Annotated in this window: 20 protein-coding genes, 2 pseudogenes and 1 riboswitch; of the genes and pseudogenes, 6 read left to right on the forward strand and 16 right to left on the reverse strand. The window is 68.5% G+C overall.

From position 1 onward, the window contains the following. Positions 1-46: 46 nt before the first annotated feature. Positions 47-2,596, reverse strand: coding sequence for an ATP-dependent Clp protease ATP-binding subunit (locus tag ABD156_RS02155; protein WP_344265469.1), 2,550 nt, complete (start codon positions 2,594-2,596; stop codon positions 47-49). Positions 2,597-2,964: 368 nt separating this feature from the next. On the opposite strand from ABD156_RS02155, the gene ABD156_RS02160 reads away from it, so the two are divergent. Next, entirely contained in the window at positions 2,965-3,780 is an 816-nt protein-coding gene (locus tag ABD156_RS02160) for a (2Fe-2S)-binding protein (RefSeq protein ID WP_344265472.1), read from the forward strand. Positions 3,781-3,798: 18 nt separating this feature from the next. On the opposite strand, the gene ABD156_RS02165 is transcribed toward ABD156_RS02160, so the two are convergent. Beyond that, positions 3,799-4,368: a TIGR03086 family metal-binding protein gene (locus tag ABD156_RS02165; RefSeq protein ID WP_344265475.1), complete on the reverse strand. Its 570-nt coding sequence runs from the start codon at positions 4,366-4,368 to the stop codon at positions 3,799-3,801. A 67-nt stretch (positions 4,369-4,435) separates the two neighbouring features. Between ABD156_RS02165 and ABD156_RS02170 the strand changes: the two genes are divergently transcribed. After that, on the forward strand, positions 4,436-5,263 hold the full coding sequence (locus ABD156_RS02170; protein ID WP_344265478.1) for a DUF6597 domain-containing transcriptional factor: 828 nt from the start codon (positions 4,436-4,438) through the stop codon (positions 5,261-5,263). A gap of 140 nt (positions 5,264-5,403) precedes the next feature. Here the strand turns inward: ABD156_RS02170 and ABD156_RS02175 are convergent, their stop codons facing one another. Both ABD156_RS02175 and lysS read right to left on the reverse strand, forming a co-directional pair. After that, on the reverse strand, positions 5,404-5,757 hold the full coding sequence (locus ABD156_RS02175; RefSeq protein WP_009084272.1) for a histone-like nucleoid-structuring protein Lsr2: 354 nt from the start codon (positions 5,755-5,757) through the stop codon (positions 5,404-5,406). Between the two features lie 163 nt (positions 5,758-5,920). Next, positions 5,921-7,429: a lysine--tRNA ligase gene (gene lysS / locus ABD156_RS02180; RefSeq protein WP_344265484.1), complete on the reverse strand. Its 1,509-nt coding sequence runs from the start codon at positions 7,427-7,429 to the stop codon at positions 5,921-5,923. Positions 7,430-7,511: 82 nt separating this feature from the next. On the opposite strand from lysS, the gene ABD156_RS02185 reads away from it, so the two are divergent. Together ABD156_RS02185 and ABD156_RS02190 are read left to right on the forward strand one after the other, a co-directional pair. Then, entirely contained in the window at positions 7,512-8,276 is a 765-nt protein-coding gene (locus ABD156_RS02185; RefSeq protein WP_344265487.1) for a class I SAM-dependent methyltransferase, read from the forward strand. Positions 8,277-8,326: 50 nt separating this feature from the next. Continuing rightward, positions 8,327-8,389: riboswitch (guanidine-III (ykkC-III) riboswitch) on the forward strand. A 33-nt stretch (positions 8,390-8,422) separates the two neighbouring features. After that, positions 8,423-8,737 (forward strand): DMT family transporter, encoded by a 315-nt coding sequence (locus tag ABD156_RS02190; RefSeq protein WP_067576886.1) that lies wholly within the window; start codon positions 8,423-8,425, stop codon positions 8,735-8,737. Positions 8,738-8,740: 3 nt separating this feature from the next. Here the strand turns inward: ABD156_RS02190 and ABD156_RS02195 are convergent, their stop codons facing one another. Then, a complete protein-coding gene (locus ABD156_RS02195; RefSeq protein ID WP_344265492.1) occupies positions 8,741-9,595 on the reverse strand; it encodes a sigma-70 family RNA polymerase sigma factor in 855 nt (284 codons plus the stop codon). An 87-nt stretch (positions 9,596-9,682) separates the two neighbouring features. Between ABD156_RS02195 and ABD156_RS02200 the strand changes: the two genes are divergently transcribed. Beyond that, the gene (locus ABD156_RS02200; protein WP_344265495.1) at positions 9,683-10,417 is read left to right on the forward strand and encodes an SDR family oxidoreductase; all 735 of its coding nucleotides are present in this window, start codon (positions 9,683-9,685) and stop codon (positions 10,415-10,417) included. Here ABD156_RS02200 and ABD156_RS02205 read toward each other — a convergent pair. The 7 genes and pseudogenes from ABD156_RS02205 to ABD156_RS02235 form a co-directional block, all read right to left on the reverse strand. Further along, a complete protein-coding gene (locus ABD156_RS02205) occupies positions 10,414-11,187 on the reverse strand; it encodes a type III pantothenate kinase (RefSeq protein WP_344265498.1) in 774 nt (257 codons plus the stop codon). The genes ABD156_RS02200 and ABD156_RS02205 overlap by 4 nt on opposite strands. Positions 11,188-11,233: 46 nt before the next feature. Then, complete coding sequence (gene panD, locus ABD156_RS02210) at positions 11,234-11,728, reverse strand: aspartate 1-decarboxylase (protein ID WP_043827144.1); 495 nt, start codon at positions 11,726-11,728, stop codon at positions 11,234-11,236. Positions 11,729-11,740: 12 nt separating this feature from the next. Continuing rightward, the gene (panC, locus tag ABD156_RS02215; RefSeq protein WP_344265505.1) at positions 11,741-12,649 is read right to left on the reverse strand and encodes a pantoate--beta-alanine ligase; all 909 of its coding nucleotides are present in this window, start codon (positions 12,647-12,649) and stop codon (positions 11,741-11,743) included. Further along, positions 12,646-13,554: pseudogene (locus ABD156_RS02220) on the reverse strand (Rossmann-like and DUF2520 domain-containing protein); the annotation flags it as partial. The gene panC and the pseudogene ABD156_RS02220, both read right to left, overlap by 4 nt. Positions 13,555-13,807: 253 nt before the next feature. Then, complete coding sequence (locus tag ABD156_RS02225; RefSeq protein WP_344266683.1) at positions 13,808-14,914, reverse strand: PrsW family intramembrane metalloprotease; 1,107 nt, start codon at positions 14,912-14,914, stop codon at positions 13,808-13,810. 538 nt (positions 14,915-15,452) lie between these two features. Next, positions 15,453-17,408 carry a DUF6779 domain-containing protein gene (locus ABD156_RS02230; protein WP_344265511.1) on the reverse strand — a complete coding sequence of 652 codons (1,956 nt, stop codon included), beginning with the start codon at positions 17,406-17,408 and terminating at the stop codon, positions 15,453-15,455. Between the two features lie 69 nt (positions 17,409-17,477). Then, positions 17,478-17,930 carry a DUF3180 domain-containing protein gene (locus ABD156_RS02235; RefSeq protein WP_344265514.1) on the reverse strand — a complete coding sequence of 151 codons (453 nt, stop codon included), beginning with the start codon at positions 17,928-17,930 and terminating at the stop codon, positions 17,478-17,480. A gap of 70 nt (positions 17,931-18,000) precedes the next feature. On the opposite strand from ABD156_RS02235, the gene ABD156_RS02240 reads away from it, so the two are divergent. Beyond that, positions 18,001-18,939: a helix-turn-helix domain-containing protein gene (locus ABD156_RS02240; RefSeq protein WP_377926750.1), complete on the forward strand. Its 939-nt coding sequence runs from the start codon at positions 18,001-18,003 to the stop codon at positions 18,937-18,939. Positions 18,940-18,954: 15 nt separating this feature from the next. Here ABD156_RS02240 and folK read toward each other — a convergent pair whose 3' ends face one another. The 4 genes and pseudogenes from folK to folE form a co-directional block, all read right to left on the reverse strand. Then, a complete protein-coding gene (gene folK, locus ABD156_RS02245) occupies positions 18,955-19,449 on the reverse strand; it encodes a 2-amino-4-hydroxy-6-hydroxymethyldihydropteridine diphosphokinase (RefSeq protein ID WP_344265520.1) in 495 nt (164 codons plus the stop codon). Beyond that, on the reverse strand, positions 19,446-19,805 hold the full coding sequence (gene folB, locus ABD156_RS02250) for a dihydroneopterin aldolase (protein ID WP_344265523.1): 360 nt from the start codon (positions 19,803-19,805) through the stop codon (positions 19,446-19,448). The genes folK and folB overlap by 4 nt, the downstream gene beginning before the upstream one ends. Then, complete coding sequence (gene folP / locus ABD156_RS02255; RefSeq protein WP_344265526.1) at positions 19,798-20,604, reverse strand: dihydropteroate synthase; 807 nt, start codon at positions 20,602-20,604, stop codon at positions 19,798-19,800. The genes folB and folP overlap by 8 nt, the downstream gene beginning before the upstream one ends. Before the next feature lie 26 nt (positions 20,605-20,630). Continuing rightward, a pseudogene (folE, locus tag ABD156_RS02260) lies at positions 20,631-20,975 on the reverse strand (GTP cyclohydrolase I); the annotation flags it as partial. Between the last annotated feature and the right edge of the window lie 844 nt (positions 20,976-21,819).

The raw sequence follows: 21,819 nt of genomic DNA on the forward strand, positions 1-21,819 counted from the left end.
AAAGGGCGGCTCCCGAAGCTGGGAGCCGCCCTTTTACCTGGTTACGTCACTCGTTCTCGGACTCGCCGTTTTCCGCGGCGCCGATGCTCACCGGCGGAGCGTCGGGGACCGAGGACGGACGCTTCTCACCGCGGAAGGTGAAGTGCGCCTCGTCGTCGCGGTCCTCCGGGTTGCCGCTCCAGCCCTCGACGTCGACCACGATGATCTGACCCGCTTCGACCTCGCCGAAGAGGATCTTCTCCGACAGCTGGTCCTCGATCTCGCGCTGGATCGTGCGACGCAGCGGCCGGGCGCCGAGCACCGGGTCGAAGCCGCGCTTGGCCAGCAGCGCCTTCGCCTTTTCGGTGAGCTCGATCTCCATGTCCTTGGCCTTGAGCTGCGTCTCGACCCGGCCGATCATCAGATCCACCATCTGGATGATCTGTTCCTGGTTGAGCTGGTGGAAGACGATGATGTCGTCGATCCGGTTCAGGAACTCCGGGCGGAAATGCTTCTTCATTTCCTCGTTGACCTTCTGCTTCATCTTCTCGTAGCGGTTCGTCGAATCCGCTCCGGAGGAGAAGCCGAGGCTCACGGACTTGGAAATGTCCGAGGTGCCCAGGTTCGAGGTGAAGATCAGCACGGTGTTCTTGAAGTCGACCGTACGGCCCTGGCCGTCGGTGAGGCGGCCGTCTTCGAGCACCTGCAGGAGGGTGTTGTAGATCTCCTGGTGCGCCTTCTCGATCTCGTCGAAAAGCACCACCGAGAACGGCTTGCGCCGCACCTTCTCGGTCAGCTGCCCGCCCTCTTCGTAGCCGACGTAGCCCGGAGGGGCGCCGAAGAGCCGCGAAGCGGTGTAGCGGTCGTGGAACTCGCCCATGTCGATCTGGATGAGCGCGTCGTCCTCGCCGAACAGGAACGCCGCCAGCGCCTTCGACAGCTCCGTCTTACCGACACCGGACGGGCCGGCGAAGATGAACGAACCGGACGGGCGCTTCGGGTCCTTCAGACCCGCACGCGTACGGCGGATCGCCTGGGAGACGGCCTTGACCGCGTCCTCCTGGCCGATGATGCGCTTGTGGAGTTCGTCCTCCATGCGCAGCAGCCGGGTGGTCTCCTCCTCGGTGAGCTTGAACACCGGGATGCCGGTCCAGTTGGCCAGCACCTCCGCGATCTGCTCGTCGTCCACCTCGGCGACGACGTCGAGGTCGCCGTCCTTCCACTGCTTCTCGCGCTCGCCCTTCTGGCCGAGGAGCTGCTTCTCCTCGTCGCGCAGGCGCGCGGCCCGCTCGAAGTCCTGCGCGTCGATCGCGGACTCCTTGTCCCGGCGGACGTCGGCGATCTTCTCGTCGAACTCGCGCAGGTCCGGCGGCGCGGTCATCCGGCGGATGCGCATCCGGGCGCCGGCCTCGTCGATCAGGTCGATCGCCTTGTCCGGCAGGAACCGGTCGTTGATGTAGCGGTCGGCCAGCGTGGCGGCCGCGACCAGCGCCGAGTCGGTGATCGAGACGCGGTGGTGCGCCTCGTACCGGTCGCGCAGGCCCTTCAGGATCTCGATCGTGTGCTCGAGCGACGGCTCGCCCACCTGGATCGGCTGGAAGCGGCGCTCCAGCGCGGCGTCCTTCTCGATGTACTTGCGGTACTCCTCGAGCGTGGTCGCGCCGATCGTCTGCAGCTCGCCGCGGGCCAGCATCGGCTTCAGGATCGACGCCGCGTCGATCGCGCCCTCGGCCGCGCCCGCGCCGACGAGCGTGTGCAGCTCGTCGATGAACAGGATGATGTCGCCACGGGTCTTGATCTCCTTGAGCACCTTCTTCAGGCGCTCTTCGAAGTCACCGCGGTAGCGCGAGCCCGCGACCAGCGAGCCCAGGTCGAGGGTGTAGAGCTGCTTGTCCTTGAGAGTCTCGGGCACCTCGCCCTTGACGATGCTCTGGGCAAGCCCCTCGACGACGGCGGTCTTGCCGACGCCCGGCTCGCCGATGAGCACCGGGTTGTTCTTGGTCCGGCGGGACAGCACCTGCATGACCCGCTCGATCTCCTTGCCGCGCCCGATGACCGGGTCGAGCTTGCCCTCGCGGGCGAGCACGGTCATGTTGCGGCCGAACTGGTCGAGCACCAGCGAGGAGGACGGCGTGCCCTCGCCGCGGCCGGAGCCGCTCTCGGTGGACTTCTCGCCGGTCTGGTAGCCCGACAGGAGCTGCAGCACCTGCTGGCGGACCCGGTTGAGGTCCGCGCCCAGCTTCACGAGCACCTGGGCGGCGACGCCCTCGCCCTCGCGGATCAGGCCGAGCAGGATGTGCTCCGTGCCGATGTAGTTGTGGCCGAGCTGCAGCGCCTCGCGCAGCGACAGCTCCAGCACCTTCTTCGCCCGCGGCGTGAACGGGATGTGCCCGCTCGGCGCCTGCTGGCCCTGGCCGATGATCTCCTCGACCTGCTGGCGCACGCCCTCGAGGGCGATGCCCAGCGACTCCAGCGCCTTGGCGGCGACACCCTCACCCTCGTGGATCAGACCCAGGAGGATGTGCTCGGTGCCGATGTAGTTGTGGTTGAGCATCCGGGCCTCTTCTTGGGCCAGGACGACCACCCGCCTCGCGCGGTCGGTGAACCTCTCAAACATGCGCACTCCCTCGACTGCTGCGTCGGCGGCCCGTAACCTCCGTGGATCGCGTCCACGGCGGACAGCACCGTGAGACCACTCTAGTAGCCAAGCGGTCGCGCTTGCGTACCACTACGGCTTCCGGCGGCCCGTTCGCATCCGGACGGCGACCCGGTCGGTCACCGCTGTTCATCCGGTTGCGCTGCACCTTTACTCCCTCTCGAACGTACGGGACCGGATCAGGATTCCGCCCGGGCACCCCTGTCCGCTCAGCGCGAACACCCCCGCGCGTCCGGGTGGTCTCACCCTGTGGCCACCCGATTGGCGCAATCCCGCTCCCTATGTAAGGTTAGGCACGCCTAATCAACTACGGGACGGGGGTCGACCGGGTGAACCCGCAGCGCTCGCGCGACGACGCCCGCGAGATCGGCGACGGGCTCGCGTCCTCCCTGCTGCGCGCCAGCGCCCGGCACGATCTGCGCCGCGACGTCCCCGAGGGCTGGTTCCGCTGCGCTGACCTCCTGGAACAGCCCGCGCTGTTCGCCGAGTGGCGGTCCCGGCTGAGCGACTGGCTCCTCGACCAGCACGGCGCGGCGCCAGCGCGGACAGCGGCCAGCTACGTCATGTCCTGGTACCTGTACGTCCCCGCGTACGTGGGCGCGCTGCTGCTGCACCGCGAGCGTCGCGTGCCGTCGCTGAAGCCGGAGCAGCTCGCGTTCGGCCTCGGCCCCGACCGGCCGCATCCCGAGGGCATGGCCGTCCTCAGCGACGCTTTCTACTGCCTGCCGACAGACCCGGGCAGCGTCCGCTCCGAGGCCACTGTCGTGCGCGACGAACGCGCGCTGGCCGCGGTGCTGCGCGCGCAGTTCGTCGGCCACGCTGCCCGCTTCGTCCGCGCCTACGCCCCTGGCACCCGGCTCGGCCGTCGCACGCTCTGGGCGGCCGCCACAGACGCGCTGGACGGCGCGCTGTGGCGAGTCGGCAAACAAGGCGGGACAGCCGAGGCCGAAGGTGCCGGCGTCGCGGACGCCGCACTGGTGCTCGACGCGCAGTACCGCCCGCTGACCTCGGCGTCCACCTTGCGCATGGCGATCAACGACGACGGGCGCAGGGCTTGGGAACGCCGTCGGGAGAGCTGTTGCTTCTCTTATCTGCTGCCCGGCGAAGCGGAGTGCGAAAGCTGTCCGCGAATCTGCCCTCGTTGATCTCCATCGAGTGAAAAATCAGGCGTACGGGTCCCGGCCGGTCGCGCCCAGCGCCCTGTGCAGCACCGGCGCGGTTTCCGGCACCGCGACTTCCGGGCCGAAGACGCCGCCGGCGCGGGCCTTCTCGCCCATTGCGGCCGCGAACGCGAGAACCGCTTCGGCAGCTTCGTCCGAACAGTTCAGCGCGACGCCGCTCGCCCGCGTGAGATCCCAGGCGTGCAGGACGAATTCGCCGAGCACCATGTCCCCCACGACCGCGGCGGGCAGTTCGGATCCGCCGAAGGTGATGGTGCCGGTCCACGCCTCCGGCGGAGTGAGCGCCGCGATCACGTCGTCGGTCAAGGCTTCCAGAGCCTTCGGCCAATCGTCGCCGACGAGCGAGGCCTCGGCTTCGCTCGGCGCGGGCGGTTCGTAGGACTCGTGCCGGATAGCGGCGGCGAGCCACGGCCCCCAGTAGAAAAGGTGGTTGAGAAGGCCGCGAACGTCGTAATCCGCGCAGGCGGTGGGCGCGGTCAGCGACGGGGCGGCAGCCGCGACGCGCCGCAGTTCGGCGGCGGCCGGGGCAAGCAGTCCGGAGTGATTCGACATGCGCCCGAGCCAACCACGCTGGCGCGGCGGCCGTCTTGAAATTACGCGACGCACTAGCGTTTCAGCCATGCGGCGGATCCCGAGCGGCATCCTGAACGAGCGGACGGCTCGCACCAAGTTCACTCTCACCCGGCATCCGCCCGGCCCGGAACTGCGCGATTTCGTGGAACACCACTGGATACTGCGCTGGGATCTGACCGAACCCCACGAACAGCACGTACTTCCGAATCTGTCGGTGCACGTGACGTTCTTCCCCGGCGCGTGCGGCGTTTACGGTCCGGCGCACCAGCTTTTCACGCATCGGCTCAGCGGACGCGTGCACGGGATCGGGGCCCGGATCCGGCCCGGCTGTTTCCGCCCGTTCCTGGACGCCCCGATGCGCACCCTCGCCGATCGCGCGGAGGACGTGGCCGCGATCTTCGGGCCCGGAGCCGCGGTCGCCGAAAAGGCCGTCCGGAATGCGGAAACGGACGCGGAAATGATCACTGCAATCGACAACTTGCTGATCGCACGCCGTCGTCCCATTCCCCGAGCGACCCGGGTGGCCGCCGAGGCGGTGGAAACAATCGCCGCGGATCCGGAGATCACCAGGGTCGCGGAACTGGCGGCGGCACTCGGGCTGTCGGTCCGGGCGGTGCAGCGGTTGTTCGCCGAGCACGTCGGAACAACGCCGAAGTGGGCGATCCGGATTTACCGCCTCAACGAGGCCGCCCGGTTACTGGCCGCTCCGGCCGCTCCGGATTACGCGGATCTGGCGACTCGGCTGGGCTATAGCGACCAACCTCACTTCATCCGCGATTTCCGTACCGTGACCGGAGCCCCTCCCGCGGAGTACGCCCGTTCCGCCCGGCGGCTGATCTCGTGCACGCCGGACGGCGCAAAGCCGGGAAACTAATACCGAACGCCAAACGGCCGCCGGGAATGTTCCCGACGGCCGTTTGGCGTGCTGAGTGCGAAGACCCCCGTCTCCGCCGCGGTGCGTTCTCCCGGTTCGCTAACCGGAGGACCGCATCCGCGAGTTCCGGAAATGCCCGGTCAGTTCTTCTTGTGGTAAGCCTCGACGACCTCCGACGGGATGCGCCCGCGGTCGGAAACCTGGAAACCGTTCTTGCGGGCCCACGCGCGAATCGCCTGGTTCTGCTCGCGGTCGACCGCGGCCGGGCGGGCCGGGGACTTGCCGCCGGCGACCGGACGCAGCGGCGCGCGCTTGCGGCCGCCGGCACGGCGGGCGTGCTCGACATACTGCGCCAGCGCGTCCCGCAACTCCTCGGCGTTTTCGCCCGACAGGTCGATCTGGTAGCTCACACCGTCCAAACCGAACTCAACGGTCTCTTCCGCCTCACTGCCGTCGAGGTCGTCGACCAGAGAGACAAGCACCTTCTGTGCCATCTGATTCCTCCTGCGGGGCTTACCCGAATGATCTGGCTACATGATCTGGTTTCGGGGCAAGCCCCGAGCTACAGAAGTCTTTGACACCCATATTAATACCCGCTTGCCCGGCCGTAGGCAAATCCGCATTGAGGAAATCTCGACCGGTGCGGCGAACGGTGTCCTATTCAGGCCGCACGAGCGGGAAGAGGATCGTCTCCCGGATACCGAGCCCGGTCAGTGCCATGAGCAGCCGGTCGATCCCCATTCCGACCCCGCCGCTCGGCGGCATTCCGTACTCGAGCGCGCGCAGGAAATCCTCGTCGAGACGCATCGCCTCGCTATCCCCGGCGGCCCCGAGCCGCGCCTGTTCGGTGAGCCGCTGCCGTTCCACCACCGGATCCACCAGCTCGGAGTATCCGGTCGCGAGTTCGAAACCGCGCACGTACAGGTCCCACTTCTCGGCCACGCCCTCGCGGCTGCGGTGCTGCCGCGTGAGCGGAGAGGTCTCGAGCGGGAAATCCCGGACAAATGTGGGCGCGTCAAGTCCGTCGCCGACGAGATGTTCCCACAGTTCTTCGACGAGTTTGCCGTGCGCTAGCTTGGGATCCACCTCGATCTCGCGCGCCGCGGCGATCTTGTGCAGTGCTTCGGCGGGAGTATCCGGCGTCACTTCCTCGCCGAGCGCTTCCGAGAGCGACTCGTACATGCCGAGTGTCGTCCATTCGCCGGAAAGGTCGTACTCGGTTCCGTCGGCGAGAGTGACGACCTGGGTGCCGAGCACGTTCTCCGCGGCCTCCTGGATGAGTTCGCGGGTCATCACGGCATTCGTGTCGTAAGTGGCGTACGCCTCGTAGTACTCGAGCATCGCGAACTCCGGCGAGTGCGAGGAGTCGCTGCCCTCGTTGCGGAAGTTCCGGTTGATCTCGAAAACCTTCTCGATCCCGCCGACCACACAGCGCTTGAGGTACAGCTCCGGCGCGATGCGCAGGAACAGCTCGAGGTCGAAGGCATTGGAATGCGTGACGAACGGCCGGGCCGCGGCGCCGCCGTGCAGCGTCTGCAGCATCGGCGTCTCGACCTCGGTGAATCCCCGGCGGTGGAACGACTCCCGCAGCGAACGCATCACGCCGGCGCGCGTGCGCACCACGTCGCGCGCCTTCGGCCGCATAATCAGATCGACATAACGCTGGCGGATTCGCGTTTCCTCGGCCAGCTCCTTGAACGCCACCGGCAGCGGGCGCAGCGACTTCGCCGCGATCTGCCAGCTGTCGGCCAGCACGGAAAGCTCGCCGCGCTTCGAGGTGATCACCTCGCCGTGCACGAATACGTGGTCGCCGAGATCGACATCGGACTTCCACGAGGCGAGCGACTCGGGCCCGACCTGCGCGAGACTCAGCATCGCCTGCAGTTCCGTGCCGTCGCCCTCACGAAGAGTGGCGAAACACAGTTTGCCCGTATTGCGGAGAAACATGACGCGACCGGTGACGCCGACCGACTGACCGGTGCTGGTGTCGGCTTCGAGACCGGAATGTTCGGCACGGATCTGCGCGAGAGTGTGCGTACGCGGAACCTCTACCGGGTAAGGATCGGCGCCCTCCGCGATTATCCGGTCGCGCTTGTCCCGGCGCACCCGCATCTGTTCGGGCAGGTCGTCATCGGGCAGTGCGTCGGACGCGGGGAATTCGGTCATGGCCATAGCGTACGAAGCCGCTGGTGAACCGCGTCAACCGGATTCCCCTTACGGAGCACTCACGGTATTAGGGTGGTTACTCGTGAGCGATCCCGGCACTGATGCGGAACTGCACGCCCGGCGGGCTTCTTCGTTCGGGGACCAGGCGAGCGCCTATGCCCGGCACCGGCCGGACTATCCGCGAGCGGCACTCGAATGGGGTATGTCCCGAGCGAACCGGCCGGTCCGCGACGTGCTGGACCTCGCGGCGGGCACCGGAAAACTCACCGAAGGACTGGTCGATCTCGGCCGTTCGGTGACCGCGGTGGAACCGGATCCGGGCATGCTCGCCGAACTGTCCCGGCGGCTTCCGGACGTTCCCGCGCTGCTGGGCAAGGCCGAGGACATCCCGCTGCCGGACGAATCGGCGGACGCGGTGTTCGTCGGCCAGGCGCTGCACTGGTTCGATTTAGCCGCGGCGTTCGCGCAGATCCGCCGGGTGCTGCGGCCGGGCGGGGCCGTGGTGGCGCTGTGGAATCACGAAGACGAATCCGTGCCGTGGGTGCGTGAATTCGCCCGGCTGATCCGGACCGACGCCAACCGGGGGTTCGCCGACTCCGGGCAAACGCTGCGCGCGGACGGCTTCGGCCCGTTCGAACAGGACCGGTTCGCCCATACGCACCGGCGCTCGATCGACTCGCTGGTGGCGACCGTGGCCACGCATTCGCATCTGCTGATCGCGTCCGCCGACGAGCGCGACCGGCTGCTCGCGGAAGCCAGGGCGTACCTGGAAACTGTTCCAGAAGCCGGAACGGGTGAATTCGATTACCCGCTGGTCACCACGGTTCTGCGGGCTCGCCGGAGCTGAGGCGGCGACCGAAATCACCACCTCGGCGCGTCCGGTTGGTGCTAATTTCGGAAGTGGCGGTGTTCCCGCCCCGGACGAGCGCGTCGTACCCGGTGACGACAAGACGGCGCAGTGCACGCATCCGTCACTGCGAAAGGTTCTTGATCATGGCCTGGCTCGTTCTTGTCGTTTCCGGATTTCTCGAAACCGTGTGGGCCGCGGCGCTCGGCGCCTCGAAAGGCTTCAGCAAGCTCTGGCCGAGCGTGCTGTTCGGCGGCGCGCTGCTGCTCAGCATGTCCGGTCTCGCGTATTCCTTGCGCGAAATTCCGCTCGGCACCGGCTATGCGGTGTGGGTCGGCATCGGCGCGGTGGGGACCGCGGTGTACGGGATCGTCGCGATGAACGATCCGCTCACCGTCGGCCGGATCACCTGCCTCGTGCTGATTGTCGCCGGGGTCGTCGGGCTGAAACTGTTCCACTGATCTTCATCCGAGAGCGATCTCCAGCCCGCGCAGCCGCTCCGGCTCGGAAATCACGTCGATCCCGGTAATCAGGTCGCCGTCGAAAACGAACTTGAGGACCACGGCGAGCCGGCCGCGCGGGGCGAGCACCAGGCCGGGACCGCCGTCGACCAAAGCGACCTGCGTGCCGCGCGCGACTTCCGAAGCGAGCAGCGCGCCCTTGCTGACCGCTCGGACACCGCGCAGCACCACCGGCGCCGCGCCGGTGTCCGAGTGCAGCACGACGTCTGGATCGAGCACTTTCAACAGTCCGGCGAAGTCTCCCTCGCGAGCTGCGGCCAGATACGCCTCGACCGCCCCGCGCCGCTTGCTCGCATCGGCTGGCCCGGCTTCTCCGCCACGCACCCGGCGCCGGGCCCGGCTGGCCAGCTGCCGGACCGCCGCCGGACTGCGATCGAGGATCTGCGCGATGTCCTCGAAGGGCACGGCGAACATGTCGTGCAGCACGAACGCGATCCGCTCGGCCGGGCCGAGGACGTCGAGCACTACCAGCATCGCCAGCCCGACGGAATCGGCCAACTGGGCTTCTTCGGCGAGGTCCGCGCCTTCGTCTCCGCGGTCGAGCGGGAATGCGTCAAGCGAGTCTTCCCGGCGGCGTTCGCGCGTGCGCAACAGGTTCAGGCACACCCGCGCCACCACTGTGGTGAGCCAGGCGGGCAGATTCTGCACTTCGGAAATATCCGCGCCGTCCGCGCGCAGCCAGGCTTCTTGCACCGCGTCGTCGGCTTCGCTGAGCGAGCCGAGCATGCGGTAGGCGACCCCGCGAAGCCGCGGCCGCTGCTCCTCGAATTGGGCCGCGAGCAGGTTCCGGTCGTGCACCTGTCACATCTCCTTCGTGGGCGGGTTCATCCCAGTAGGACACCCCCAGTGCCCGACCCAGCGGCACTTTACCCGGAAGGAATTGTCATGACGACGATCTTGGTCACCGGCGGCACCGGAACCCTCGGCAAGCTGGTCGTTCCCGCGCTCGGCGACGCGAAGGTGCGCATTCTCAGCCGGAAGGCGAACGGCCCCGACCGGTTCGCCTGCGACCTGATGACCGGCGAGGGCCTGGCGCCCGCGATCGACGGTGCCGATGTGGTCGTGCACCTGGCAGGCGGCCCGAAGGGCGACGACGTGGCGACGGCGAACCTCGTCCGGGCCGCCGAACGCGCCGGAGTCGGCCACCTGGTTTTCATTTCGGTGATCGCCGCCGACGCGGTGCCGCTGGGCTATTTCCGTCGCAAGCACGAAGCCGAAAAACTCGTCGCCGCGTCGGAAGTGCCCTCGACCATCCTCCGCGCGGCCCAGTTCCACGGCTTCTGTCTCAACGCCGTGCAGGCAATGGCGAAACTGCCGGTCGTGCCGGTGCCCGGGGTCAATTTCCAGCCGGTCGACGTCCGGGAAGTGGCCGAGCGGATCGCGCAGCTTGCGCTCGGCGCACCGGCCGGGCGGGTACGGGATCTGGCCGGTCCCAAGGTGTACGGCATGGGCGAGCTGGTCGACAAGTATTTGCAGGCTCGCGGGCGGCGACGGCTGAAAATGCCGATGCGCGTTCCCGGCGCGGCGGGAAAGGTCTATCGCGCGGACGGCAATCTCAACCTCGACGCGGACACCGGCACCCGCACTTTCGAGGATTACCTCGCCGAGCAGGTCGGCTAACGCACATTCCGTTCGTACACCAGCCGCAGGCCGAGCAGCGTCAGGTCCGGCACGTGCTCCTTGATCGTCTCGGATTCGCCCAGCACCAACGGGGCGAGCCCGCCGGTGGCGATCACGGTGACCGGATCCGAGCTGTCGGCCTGCAATTCCCGCACGATCCGCCTCACGAGCCCGTCGACCTGGCCGGCGAAGCCGTACAAAATGCCGGACTGCAGGCATTCCACGGTGTTCTTGCCGATCACCGAACGCGGCGGGACGAGTTCCACCTTGCGCAGCGCGGCCGCGCGGGCGGCGAGCGCGTCCACCGAGATCTCGATGCCCGGGGCGAACGCCCCGCCGAGGAATTCTCCCCGGGCCGAGATCGCGTCGACATTCGTAGACGTTCCGAAATCGACCACCACGCACGCGGTGGCGTGCAAATGGTGCGCGGCAAGGGTGTTCACCAGCCGGTCCGCGCCGACTTCCTTCGGATTGTCCACCAGCAGCGCGACCCCGGTGCGCACGCCGGGTTCGACCACGACCTTCGGCACCCGCGCGTAATAGCGGCCGAGCATCACCCGCAATTCGCGCAGCACCGCGGGCACTGTGGACAGTGCGCTGATTCCGGTGACCGCGTCGGCGTGCGGGCCGAGCAGTCCGCGCACAGTGAGCGCGAGTTCGTCCGCGGTCATCCGCGCGTCGGTGCGCATCCGCCAGTCACCGACCAGCTCGGCGCCCTCGTAGAGGCCGAGCACGATGTTGGTGTTGCCGACGTCGACAGTGAGCAGCAACGAGGTCTTCCTTACTGCGGCTCGCGCACGAGGCATCCGCGACAGGTCAGTTTTCGGCGTGCAGCAACGCGTCGAGACGGCGCGCGTCCGCGGTTTCGGCCACCGGGAAGGTCATCGTGTCCTCTTCGGGCAGCGTGACCGTGCCGCTCAGCAGACCCGATCCGTCCGGTGCGTGCGCCGGGTCGTCCCCGCGCTCGACGATCCGGTTGTAATCGTCCACAAAGATCACTCGCGGCCGGTACGCGCGCGCCTCGGCGTCGTCCATCTGCCCGTAGGCGATCAGGATCACCAGGTCGCCCGGGTGCACCAGGTGCGCGGCGGCTCCGTTGATGCCGAGCACGCCGCTGCCGCGCTCGCCGGTGATGACGTAGGTTTCCAGCCGCGCGCCGTTCGTGACGTCCACAATGGACACCTGCTCGCCCTCGAGCAGATCGGCGGCCTCCATCAGGTCCTCGTCGACCGTCACCGAACCCACGTAGTGCAGGTCGGCCTGGGTCACCGTGGCCCGGTGGATCTTCGATTTCAGCATCGTGCGATACATCGCAGACTCTCCCTATTCCCCTGCGTCCGGATCCCCGCTCGGATGTTCCACGGCTTTTCCGAGCAGCACTCCCGCGTTGTCGATCAGCCGGGTACTCCCCACCCGGGCGGCGACCAGCAACCGCGCCTCTCCGTCGACGGGCGCCGGTCCCAGATCGGTTCCCCTCAATTCCAGGTAGTCCACTTCCACCTGGGGACGGGCCGCGAGCGTCTTCCGCGCCATGTCCAGCACGGCCTCCGCCCCGTCCCGCCCGACGTGCGCCCCGGCCGACAGAGCGGACGACAGCACCACGGCGTCTTCCCGTTGTTCCGGTGTCAGGTAGACGTTGCGCGAGGACAGCGCGAGGCCGTCCCGCTCCCGGACGGTCGGCACCCCGATGATCCGGGTGCCGATGTTCAGGTCCGCCACCATCCGCTTGATCAGCACCAGCTGCTGGTAGTCCTTCTCCCCGAAGAACGCGTAGTCCGGGCGGACCACGTTGAGCAGCTTCGCGACGATCGTGAGCATCCCGGAGAAATGCCCTGGCCGGGCCGCGCCCTCGAGTTCGTCGCCGAGCGGTCCGGGATTCAGGGTGACCGCCGCGTTCTCGTCGAACATGTCCGAGGCCTTCGGCGTGAAGGCCAGTTCGACCCCCGCCTCGGACAACGTCGCCAGGTCGGCTTCAAGCTGGCGCGGGTACGCCTCGAAGTCCTCGCCCTCGCCGAACTGCAACGGGTTCACGAAGATCGACGCGGCGACGACAGTGTTCGGCAGCCGCTTCGCACGGCGCAGCAGTTCGCGGTGCCCGTCGTGCAGCGCGCCCATGGTGGGCACGAGCGCGACCTTCCGGCCGACGCTGCGCAGCGCCTGGCTCACCTTGCTGATGTGCTCCGGCGGCTGGAACGTGTTGAGCGTTCCGCGCTGGAATTTCGGTGTCGTCACGGGGTCTGTCCTTCAGCGGGGTCGGCGAGAAGATCGGTCAGTTCGCCCGCGGCCGCGGGATCGAGCAGGCCGGCGGCGCGGGACCGTTCGGCGGTGCGCCGGGCCAGCGCCCGGTAGGCCGGGGCGATCTGCGGCGCCCGGTCCGTGAGCACGTCGAGGTGCTTGCGGACGGTGCCGAGATCACCACGCGGGACCGGTCCGGTGAGGGCGCGGTCCCCGTGGCGCAAGACATTGTCCAATGCCGCCGAAAGCAGCGGTGCGACGAGTCGTTCCGGATGCCCGATTCCGGCGTCGCGCAGGGTTTCAGTGCAGTCCGCGACCAGCGTCATCAGGTGATTCGCGCCGTGCGCCAGCGCCGCGTGATACAGCGCCCGCGCGGATTCGGGAACCCGCACCGGCTCGGCGCCCATCTCGACCGCGAGCGCCTCGCCGACGTTCCACGCCGCGTCGTCGTCCGGCGCCGCGGTGACGCCGATGCTCGCCGAGACAAGACGTTCGAGGTCTTCCTCGCGGCCGGTGAAGGTGAGCACCGGATGCAGCGCGAGAGGCAGCGCACCGGCTTCCGCGGCCGGGGCCAGCACGTCGATGCCGTGCGCACCCGAGGTGTGCACCACGATCTGGCCCGCGCGGATCGAATTCGTAGCGACCAGGCCACGGACGGTGCCGGCAAGCGCGTCGTCCGGCAACGCGAGCAGGACGAGATCGGCTCTCCGCACGACCTCGTCGGGCGGCAGCAACGGGACATCGGGCAGCAGCCGCTCCGCGCGGTTCAGCGAAGCGGCGGACAACCCCGACGCGGCGACGACGGTGTGGCCCGCCCTGGCCAAGGCCGCACCGAGGACACTGCCCACGCGGCCGGCGGAAACGACGCCCACGGCAAGGCGGGCCGGTCGGTTCATGGCGTGCGCCTGTGGACGCTCATGGCTCGAAACTCCTCATGTTCGTTCCAGTCCCGCTCTTTCGTCGCGGGTACCAGACGACGGCGCGAGAGTAGCCCCGCCCCGGCCGGATCAAGGTGCCCGGGTGACCAGCTTCACCCGGGGCGGCCAATCGCGCCCGTACCTTATTGGCAGTCGGCTTCTGCCGGTCGCCGAGAGCCCGAATCCCCCGGTGGAACGCCACTTTTGGCACGGTAGAGCTACCCCGAACGGGGAATGTTCACCGACTGTCGCGATTGTTCGCCAATCGCACCGCGTCCGCGCGGGCGTCCCGCAGTGCCTGCAGCAACTCTTCCTGCCGCTGCCGGTCCTGCTCGGTGCGCAACCGCGTACGCCGAAGGAATGCGAGCTCCGTCACGCTCGCCTGATACCGCCCCACGGCCCGAGCCGCCGCCCGCCCGGATTGCTTGCGCGCCTGCTTCCGCCATTCCCGCCGCCCGGAGAGACTGGCAAGCAAGTCGATCTCCGACGGCGCGATCCACCGCGCAGCCGCCATCTTCGGCAGCGCGGCGGCGACGATCCGCTGTTCTCTGCGCCGCTGCAACACGATCACGTAGATCGCGGCGATCAGCAGCGGCAAAATGACCAGGAAATACAGCGTGAGGAAGGACTTCCCGCCATTCAGCGTAGCGGCGGCGTTCCAGAGCGCATGCAGGAAGACGCCGGCGAGGTACCCGGCCAGCGGCGCGAGAATCCGTACCCACCGCTGCGCGTACCGCGCCGCGATGCCGAACCCGATGCCGGTCATGGCGGTGAACAGCGGATGCGTGAACGGCGAAAGCACTCCCCGCACGAGGAAAGCGGCGAGCACCCCGGAGCTGGTGCCGTTGCCGAAGCCGTGGTCAGCGAAGGCGCGGCCGAAGTAATAGATGTTCTCAGTGAAGGCAAACCCAGCGGCCGCGAACCCCGCGTAGACGACGCCGTCGACGATCCCGTCGAATTCCTCGTTGCGCCGCCAGAAGATCAACAGGACGAAGACGCCCTTCGCCGCTTCCTCGACCAGCGGCGCGGAGACGAGCGCACTGACCTTGCTGCCGTTGCCGCCCCCCAGAAGCAGATCGCCGAACGCCTCCGCCCCGGTATTGATCAGCAGAGCGGTAACCGTGGCAATGCAAGCGCCCCAAGCAAAAGCGATCAGGAGCAACTTCGCCGGCTCAGGCTCCCACCGATCAACCCACAGCAACCCCGCGACCACTACACCGACTGGGAGCAACGCAGCGACAACGCCGATCGCGACCGCCAGCCACCCCACGCGCGCAGTAGCGAGCCCGAAAAGAAAAAGCCCGCACAACGCCACGACGATCAACCCGAGCACCGGAAGGAGCACGGTGACATGCCGCGAACGAGATGGCGTGGACGCAGAACCCGGCGACGTGGCGGAAAGGGTGCCGTTCACGAGCGGTCACCATACGCAGGCCCCACCAGCCATGCTGGTTGGACGTACGTGGTTCAGCCCTACGCGGGATACCGCTGTGACCCACATCCCCTGACCCCCACCAGCCGTCCGTGAGGGGAACCCTCACGAACTCAGAGTCCCTCAGGGTTCCCCTCACGACTCGCCCCGCCACCCGCCAGAGTCGCGCCCCAATGCGGCATCCGGTGCGTCACATGCACCCAACGCCACATTGGGGCGCAAGCCCCAACCACCCAACCACCCACCCAACCGCACCGATGCACCCAACGATCGAGGCACCCACACCACCCCCGCACCCCGATACGAAGCCAAAAACGCGGACGGCGGGTGCTTGTCAAGGCATCTTTCCCGCCTTGACAAGCACCCGCCGTCCGTCGTCACAATCAGCTTCGGGGTGCCCCACGCAACCACCGTGCGCAATGTCGCCGCCAGGCGACGAGCCGAAAGAGAATCAATCCTCAGCCCGACGCCGCCGCCGAGGACTCCCCTCCGTCTTCCCGTTAGCCGCAAGCAATTCCGTCACCGACCGCCCAGACGCATGATGCCCAGTATCCGCGGCCCGCCGCCCGTGCGCCGACTCCTCAACACTCTCCTCAGCGGCAGAAGCCTCCCAAGCAGGAGGCTCCCCCTCCGGCCGCCGCCGACGCCCGCCGGCAGGAGCCGAAACCGAAGCAGCCTCAGCCTCCGGACGACGCCGCCGCCCTCCAGATCCGCTCCCGACCGAACTCCGAACCGACTCCGGCAACGTCGGATTAACCGCGTCCGCCCCCGGAGCCCCGTGCCGCCCAGTAGGCGTGTCCTCAGCCAACGGCGACAAATCCGACCGGGAGAACTGCTCCAGCCGAGACGGCGCACGAGTCTGCGGCTCAGCCGCGGTCTCCTTCTCCACCACCGGTTTCTCCGCTTTCTTCGGGGCAGGCTCAGCATGCCGATGCGCAACCGGCTCAGCAGGCCGGGAAATCGCGGTCTGCTCAGCAGCTTCCGGCCGCTCCTCCGACCGCTGCGGCGCAGGCCGAGCCGCCAACCGAGGCACCGGCCGCTCTTCCTTGACCGGCGGCTCCGGCTTGCTCACCGGCGCGACAGTACGAGTCGGCTGCGCCTCGGCAGCGGGACGACGAGCAGGCTCCGGCGCGTCATTCTGCGGCCGAGCACTCCGCGTCCCTTGGTTGAACGAACCACGCGCCCGCTCAGCCTCCCGCGGCAACGGCTCAGTCACATTCCGCTGCCCACGCTCAGCAACATCCGGCTCAAACGCTTCCGGAATGACGTGCGAACCAGACTCGCTGGCCGGACGACGCTCGGCCTCATACGGCTCCGGCGCACGATCGCCACGCGGCTTCGGCGCACCCCCACGAGGACCGGGCTCCGGCGCGGCACCGCGAGCGGGCGGCCGCTCAGCATGCGCTTCCGGTGCGCCATTGCGCGGCTCACGCGCAGCGAACGCGTCCGCCACACTCGCCCGCCCCTCATGCAGTCCCGCGTCGCCACGGCCGCCACGAGGCACGAACGCCTCCGCCAGGCTGGCCCGCGAATCACGGCCACCGCGCGGGGCCGGGCTGTCGGATTCGACGTCGTCCTCGAACGGCTCCGGCTCAGCGGGCGGTTCCGGACGCTTCGGCTTGAGACGCGGCATCTGCTGAGTGCGCAGCTGCGTCGACCGGTCGCCATTCGGGCCGGATCCGTTCAACCCAGCGCTGATCGAGCCATTCGCGCCGGAAGTCCCATTGGCGCCATTGGTCTTCGCGACCCCATTGCCGCCGCTGCCGCCGCCGTTCGCCGGCACCCGGCGACGCTCCGCGGGCGTCGCGTCGAGCACCCGGTCCATGAATTCGGTCGGCCGCTCCGGAACATCGACCACTTGCTTCTTCGGGGCGAGCAGCTGGGCCGGTTTCTTGCCATTGCCGTTCTTGGTCTCAGAACCCGCGGAAACGAGCCGCTGCTCGTCGTTCAGCGAGCGCATCCGAGTCGCCTGCGCGGTGAGCGCGACGCGTTCCAGGAGCACCTCTCCGCCGAACAGCGAATGCAGGCTTTCGCGCAGCGCAGCCACTTCGGCACGCAGCGCATCCAATTCTTCTCGTGACTGTGCCTGCGCGGCCTCGCGCGTTTCCGTCTCGAGCTCGAGTTCGTACTCTCGCCGGGCCGCGATTTCGCGTTCCAGCTCCAGTTCGTACACCGCCTGCGCCTCGGCGACCGCGTCCTCGCTGTGCGCCGCGTTCTTGCGGGCGCGAACAGCGAGGAAGGCGCCGATCAAGGCTGCCCAGAGCGCCGCGACGATCCCGAGCCGGAGGTACCGGAGGTCGTCGCTCAGCACCAAAACCACGGTGGCGCCGACGGCGAGGAGCAATCCGGCGACAAGCCACGGCCTGCCAGCGCGGCGGCCGTGCGAGTCGTCACCCACGCCAGTCATGCCTGACACCGTACCTTCCGGTGATCCGAATGAGACCTAGTCGGTACTTCGAGCGGCGCCATCGACGCGTTAACCGGTCGGGGACCGACGGTCCTCCGGCGGCGTCCGGCAGCAGTGCTCGAGCCACAAACCGGCAGCTACGAGCAGCGCCGACGACACCGCCCCGACGACAGCCGACTTGCTGTCGGAGACCGCGGCAACGAGTTCGTCACGTCGCGGGAAAACATAGCCGAACGCGGCGATCCAGCCGCCGCCCAGAAACGCCCCGGCCAGCGAAGACGCCTTCGCCAGCGCGACCGCCCGCGCGATCCCGACCGCGTCGCCGTGCACCCGGCCGGACTTGATCCGCGACCGGATCGACCACGCCAAACCGGCCTCGGCGATCGCGAGCACCGCGAAGGTCACCCCGGCGAGCAACGGCAGCTGCGGCAGATCGCCGTAAGCGGCCTGGAACAGCACGTAGACCACGGCGAGGCCGAGGACCGCGGCCACGACCAGGTCCCGGGACCGCGTGAAGTGCATGACTCCACCGTACCGAGCCCGTTCTGGCAGGCTTGACTCTCCAGCGACTGGAGACTCCACGATGCCTGACATGCCTGCCACCACGGTCTTCACGATCGGCGAACTGTCCCGGCGCACCGGGCTGCCGGTGAAGACCATCCGGTTCTACTCCGACGAGGGCCTGCTCCCGCCCACGCAGCGGACCGGAGCCGGCTACCGGCTGTACGACGCGCACGCGCTCGCCCGGCTGGAGCTGGTCCGGACGCTGCGCGAGCTGGGCATCGGCCTGCCTGACGTGTCCCGCGCCCTGGCGCGCGAGACGACGGTGCGCGACCTGGCGACGAGCCACGTCGACGCTCTGGACGAGCAGATCCGGCGGTTGCGGCTGCGCCGCGCGGTATTGCGCGCGGTGCTGAAACGGGATTCCGAGCTGGAGGAAGTGAAACTGATGAATCGCATCGCCCAAATGCCGGACGAGGAACGCCGCCGTTTGGTGGACGAGTTCTGGTCCGAAATGATGGAGGGGCTCGATGTCGATCCCGAGTTCTACGCGCGAATGCAATCGGCGAAACCGGATCTTCCGGATGATCCGGCGCCAGAACAGCTGGAGGCCTGGATCGAGTTCGCCGAACTCGTGCGGGACCCCGAGTTCCGGCAGTCCATCCGCACGATGAGCGAGCGGCATTCGGCCACGCGGGAAGCGGGCGAGTACGAGCAGCCGACGAAGGCCCAGCAGGAAAACTGGGAGGCCTGGATGGCCGACGCCCGGTCCGCGCTCGACGCGGGCCACGCGCCGGACTCCCCGGCCGGACGGGCGCTGGCGGACGCGATCGCGACCGCCTCGGCGCTGCCCGGCCAGGACCCGGCCGAGCCGGCGGTCCGTTACAAGATGGCCGACGGAATCGCTGTCGGGGCGGATCCGCGCGCCGAGCGGTACTGGCAGTTGCTCGCGACGATCAACGGCTGGCCCGCCATCCCGAGCAGGCAGGACGAGATTCAGTTCCTGCTGGCGGCGCTGCGGGCTTCGTAAGCGGGTGGCCCTGGACTAGGCCAGGGTGAGGTCGGGCCGCAGGACGACGCCCGCCCGGTCGGCTTCCGGCAGCCGGGCGAGCAGGTCGGCGGCCCGGCCGTGCCCGGGGACCTCGGCGTCCGGGTCGATCTCGAGCCACGGGATCAGCACGCTCGCCCGGTCCGGGGTCCCGGGGTGCGGCAGGAGCAGCTCCGGATCGTCGGAGAGCACGCCCTGCACTGTCACTATGTCGACATCCAGCGTGCGCGGGCCCCAGCGCAGTTCGCGCACCCGGCCCGCCGCCTGTTCGGCAGCCTGCCCGGCGCGCAGCCACGCCCAGTGGTCGCGCGCCGGGTCGTCGACGATGCACAGCGCGTTCAGGAAATCCGGCTGGTCCTCGACGCCCCACGCTTTCGTCTCGTACACCCCGGACACCGCGACGAGCGCCGGGCGCACCGCGTCGACCGCGCTGCGCAGATAGCCGAGCCGGTCGCCGAGATTGGAGCCCAGTGACAGGACCGCGCGGCTCACCGCTCCCGCCGGACGGTCACCGCGACGTCGTCGAAGGTCAGCGGGATCGGCGCGGACGGCTTGTGCACGGTGACCTCGACGGCGGTCAGCCGGTCGTCGCGCATGACCTCGTCGGCGATCTTCCCGGCGACACTCTCGATCAGGTCGTACGGCTCCCCGGCGACGATCCCCGCCGCCAGCTCGGCCAACTCGCCGTAATGCAGCGTCTTGGTCAAGTCGTCCGACGCCGCGGCCGGCCCGAGGTCGAGCCACGCGACGATGTCGATGCCGAATTCCTGCCCGTCGCGCTTCTCGTGCTCGAAGACGCCATGTCGGCCGAACACGCGCAACCCGGTGAGCGTGATGCGGTCAGCCATCGGCCCGTCCTTGCTGCCAGGCCGCGGCCACCGCCACGGCGTCCAATGAGGCCCCCACCTCGTGCACCCGCACCCCCCAAGCGCCGGCCGCGGCGGCCAGCGCCGAGATCGACGCGGTGGCGACCTCGCGGCCGTCCGGCGGCCTCGGCACTCCGTCCTTTCCGGACAGCAGCCGGCCGAGGAAACGCTTGCGCGAAGCACCCACCAAAACCGGGAAACCCAAGTCCAGCAACGAATTCAGCCCGTGCAGCAACGCCCAATCGTGCTCGGCGTGCTTCGCGAACCCCAGACCGGGGTCGAGCACGATCTCGCTCTCGGAAACCCCGGCCGCGATCGCCTCGTCGACCCGCTCCAGCAGCTCGCCGCGCACTTCGGCGACGACGTCGGCGTACGTGGCCAACGCGTTCATGTCCTTGCTGTGCCCGCGCCAGTGCATCAACACCCACGGCGCCTTGGTCTCCGCCGCGACCCGTCCCATCGCCGGATCGGCGAGCCCGCCGGACACGTCGTTGATCACCTTCGCGCCGGCCGCCACCGCGGCTTCGGCGACCGCGGCCCGCGTGGTGTCGACCGACAGCACGACGCCTTCGGAAGCCAGCTGCCGGATCACCGGCAGGATGCGCGCGGCCTCGGTCTCCGCGTCGACCCGCGAGGCACCGGGCCGCGTCGACTCGCCACCGACGTCGATCAGGTCCGCGCCGCGCGCCCACATCTCGCGCGCGTGCTCCAGCGCCTGGTCGAGATCGAGGTACCGGCCGCCGTCGGAGAACGAATCCGGTGTCACGTTCAGCACGCCCATCACGGCGCACCGCCCCGGCCGGGGGATCACCGGCGCCCCCGGATCAGCTCGATCGCCTCGGCGCGCGACGTCGCCGACGACCGCAGCATCCCGCGCACCGCCGACGTGGTCGTGCGCGAACCCGGCTTGCGGATCCCGCGCACCGACATGCACAAATGCTCCGCCTCGACGACCACGATCACGCCGCGCGGCTCCAGCCTCCGCACGAGCGCGTCGGCGATCTGCGAGGTGAGCCGCTCCTGCACCTGCGGGCGGCGAGCGTAGAGATCGACCAGCCGGGCGAGCTTCGACAGCCCGGTGACCTTGCCCTCGCCGTTCGGGATGTAGCCGACGTGGGCTACGCCGTGGAAGCTGAGTAAATGGTGTTCACAGTTGTGCGTCAAATGCCCGCCGATCAGGAAGGTCGGATGCGGCTCGCATTTGAAGCTATACACGGTGTAAGGCTTCGCCCCACTGGCCGTCACTGGCTTCACTGACACCACTTCGACGTACTCGGACTCGATCAGATCCGTGGCGTAGTCACCCTGAGGGAAACCGTGCCGTCGCATCCAGCTGTCAGCGACGTACAAAGCCGAGGCGGGTGCTTTGCGTGGCGTGAATCGCGCCCCGATCACCGTCGCCAAGTCCTCTAGGAACGGGATATTCGCGCTGGTGGCGAAGCGCCCGGGATGCCCCTTGGCGGCGCACCCGTCGCCGTCGATATAGCCGTCCAAGAAGCCGTTGAACGTCGACACGTCATTCAATACGACCATCGGGAAACGCTGCCGCTGGTGATGGGCATCGCCGCCGACGTACTGGCGCAAGAGGTCTGCCAGATACGACGACACGACCCGTACCCGGAAGCCGGGTGCCGGGCGACCGAGATAGCCAGACGGACGGCTGACCGGTTCGAGTTTCGCCTGGATCCCGAACGCGCGGTACAGACCTTCGGCGAACTTCTTTGCGAAGTCGCGGTCGTTGACGACCAGCGAGACATAACGGTCAGAGACCGTCCCATCAGAACAGACCGCACCGATCACATACCCGAAGTCGTAACCGAGGGTCGGCTTCCAGCGGTTGCGACAGAGCTTCCGCGCCGAAGTCCACTCGATGAACGTCCCTTCGACGTCCTTCGCTTCCTTCCAGCCCTCCGGAGTCGCCAGCGGATGATCTGGCGTCACGCGGAAGCTGCCCGCCGACGTAGTGACTTCGACCAGTTCACGGGTCTTGTGAGAG

Origin of the sequence: Amycolatopsis albidoflavus (genome assembly GCF_039525725.1) — a bacterium.
In the GTDB taxonomy this organism is placed as follows: domain Bacteria; phylum Actinomycetota; class Actinomycetes; order Mycobacteriales; family Pseudonocardiaceae; genus Amycolatopsis; species Amycolatopsis albidoflava.

Bases quoted from the DNA above. Each gene is read 5' to 3' on its own strand.
- ABD156_RS02155 (WP_344265469.1), bottom strand. From the start codon at position 2,596: ATGTTTGAGAGGTTCACCGACCGCGCGAGGCGGGTGGTCGTCCTGGCC.
- ABD156_RS02165 (WP_344265475.1), bottom strand. From the start codon at position 4,368: ATGTCGAATCACTCCGGACTGCTTGCCCCGGCCGCCGCCGAACTGCGG.
- ABD156_RS02170 (WP_344265478.1), top strand. From the start codon at position 4,436: ATGCGGCGGATCCCGAGCGGCATCCTGAACGAGCGGACGGCTCGCACC.
- ABD156_RS02175 (WP_009084272.1), bottom strand. From the start codon at position 5,757: ATGGCACAGAAGGTGCTTGTCTCTCTGGTCGACGACCTCGACGGCAGT.
- lysS (WP_344265484.1), bottom strand. From the start codon at position 7,429: ATGACCGAATTCCCCGCGTCCGACGCACTGCCCGATGACGACCTGCCC.
- ABD156_RS02190 (WP_067576886.1), top strand. From the start codon at position 8,423: ATGGCCTGGCTCGTTCTTGTCGTTTCCGGATTTCTCGAAACCGTGTGG.
- ABD156_RS02200 (WP_344265495.1), top strand. From the start codon at position 9,683: ATGACGACGATCTTGGTCACCGGCGGCACCGGAACCCTCGGCAAGCTG.
- panD (WP_043827144.1), bottom strand. From the start codon at position 11,728: ATGTATCGCACGATGCTGAAATCGAAGATCCACCGGGCCACGGTGACC.
- ABD156_RS02230 (WP_344265511.1), bottom strand. From the start codon at position 17,408: ATGACTGGCGTGGGTGACGACTCGCACGGCCGCCGCGCTGGCAGGCCG.
- ABD156_RS02235 (WP_344265514.1), bottom strand. From the start codon at position 17,930: ATGCACTTCACGCGGTCCCGGGACCTGGTCGTGGCCGCGGTCCTCGGC.
- ABD156_RS02240 (WP_377926750.1), top strand. From the start codon at position 18,001: ATGCCTGCCACCACGGTCTTCACGATCGGCGAACTGTCCCGGCGCACC.
- folB (WP_344265523.1), bottom strand. From the start codon at position 19,805: ATGGCTGACCGCATCACGCTCACCGGGTTGCGCGTGTTCGGCCGACAT.
- folP (WP_344265526.1), bottom strand. From the start codon at position 20,604: ATGGGCGTGCTGAACGTGACACCGGATTCGTTCTCCGACGGCGGCCGG.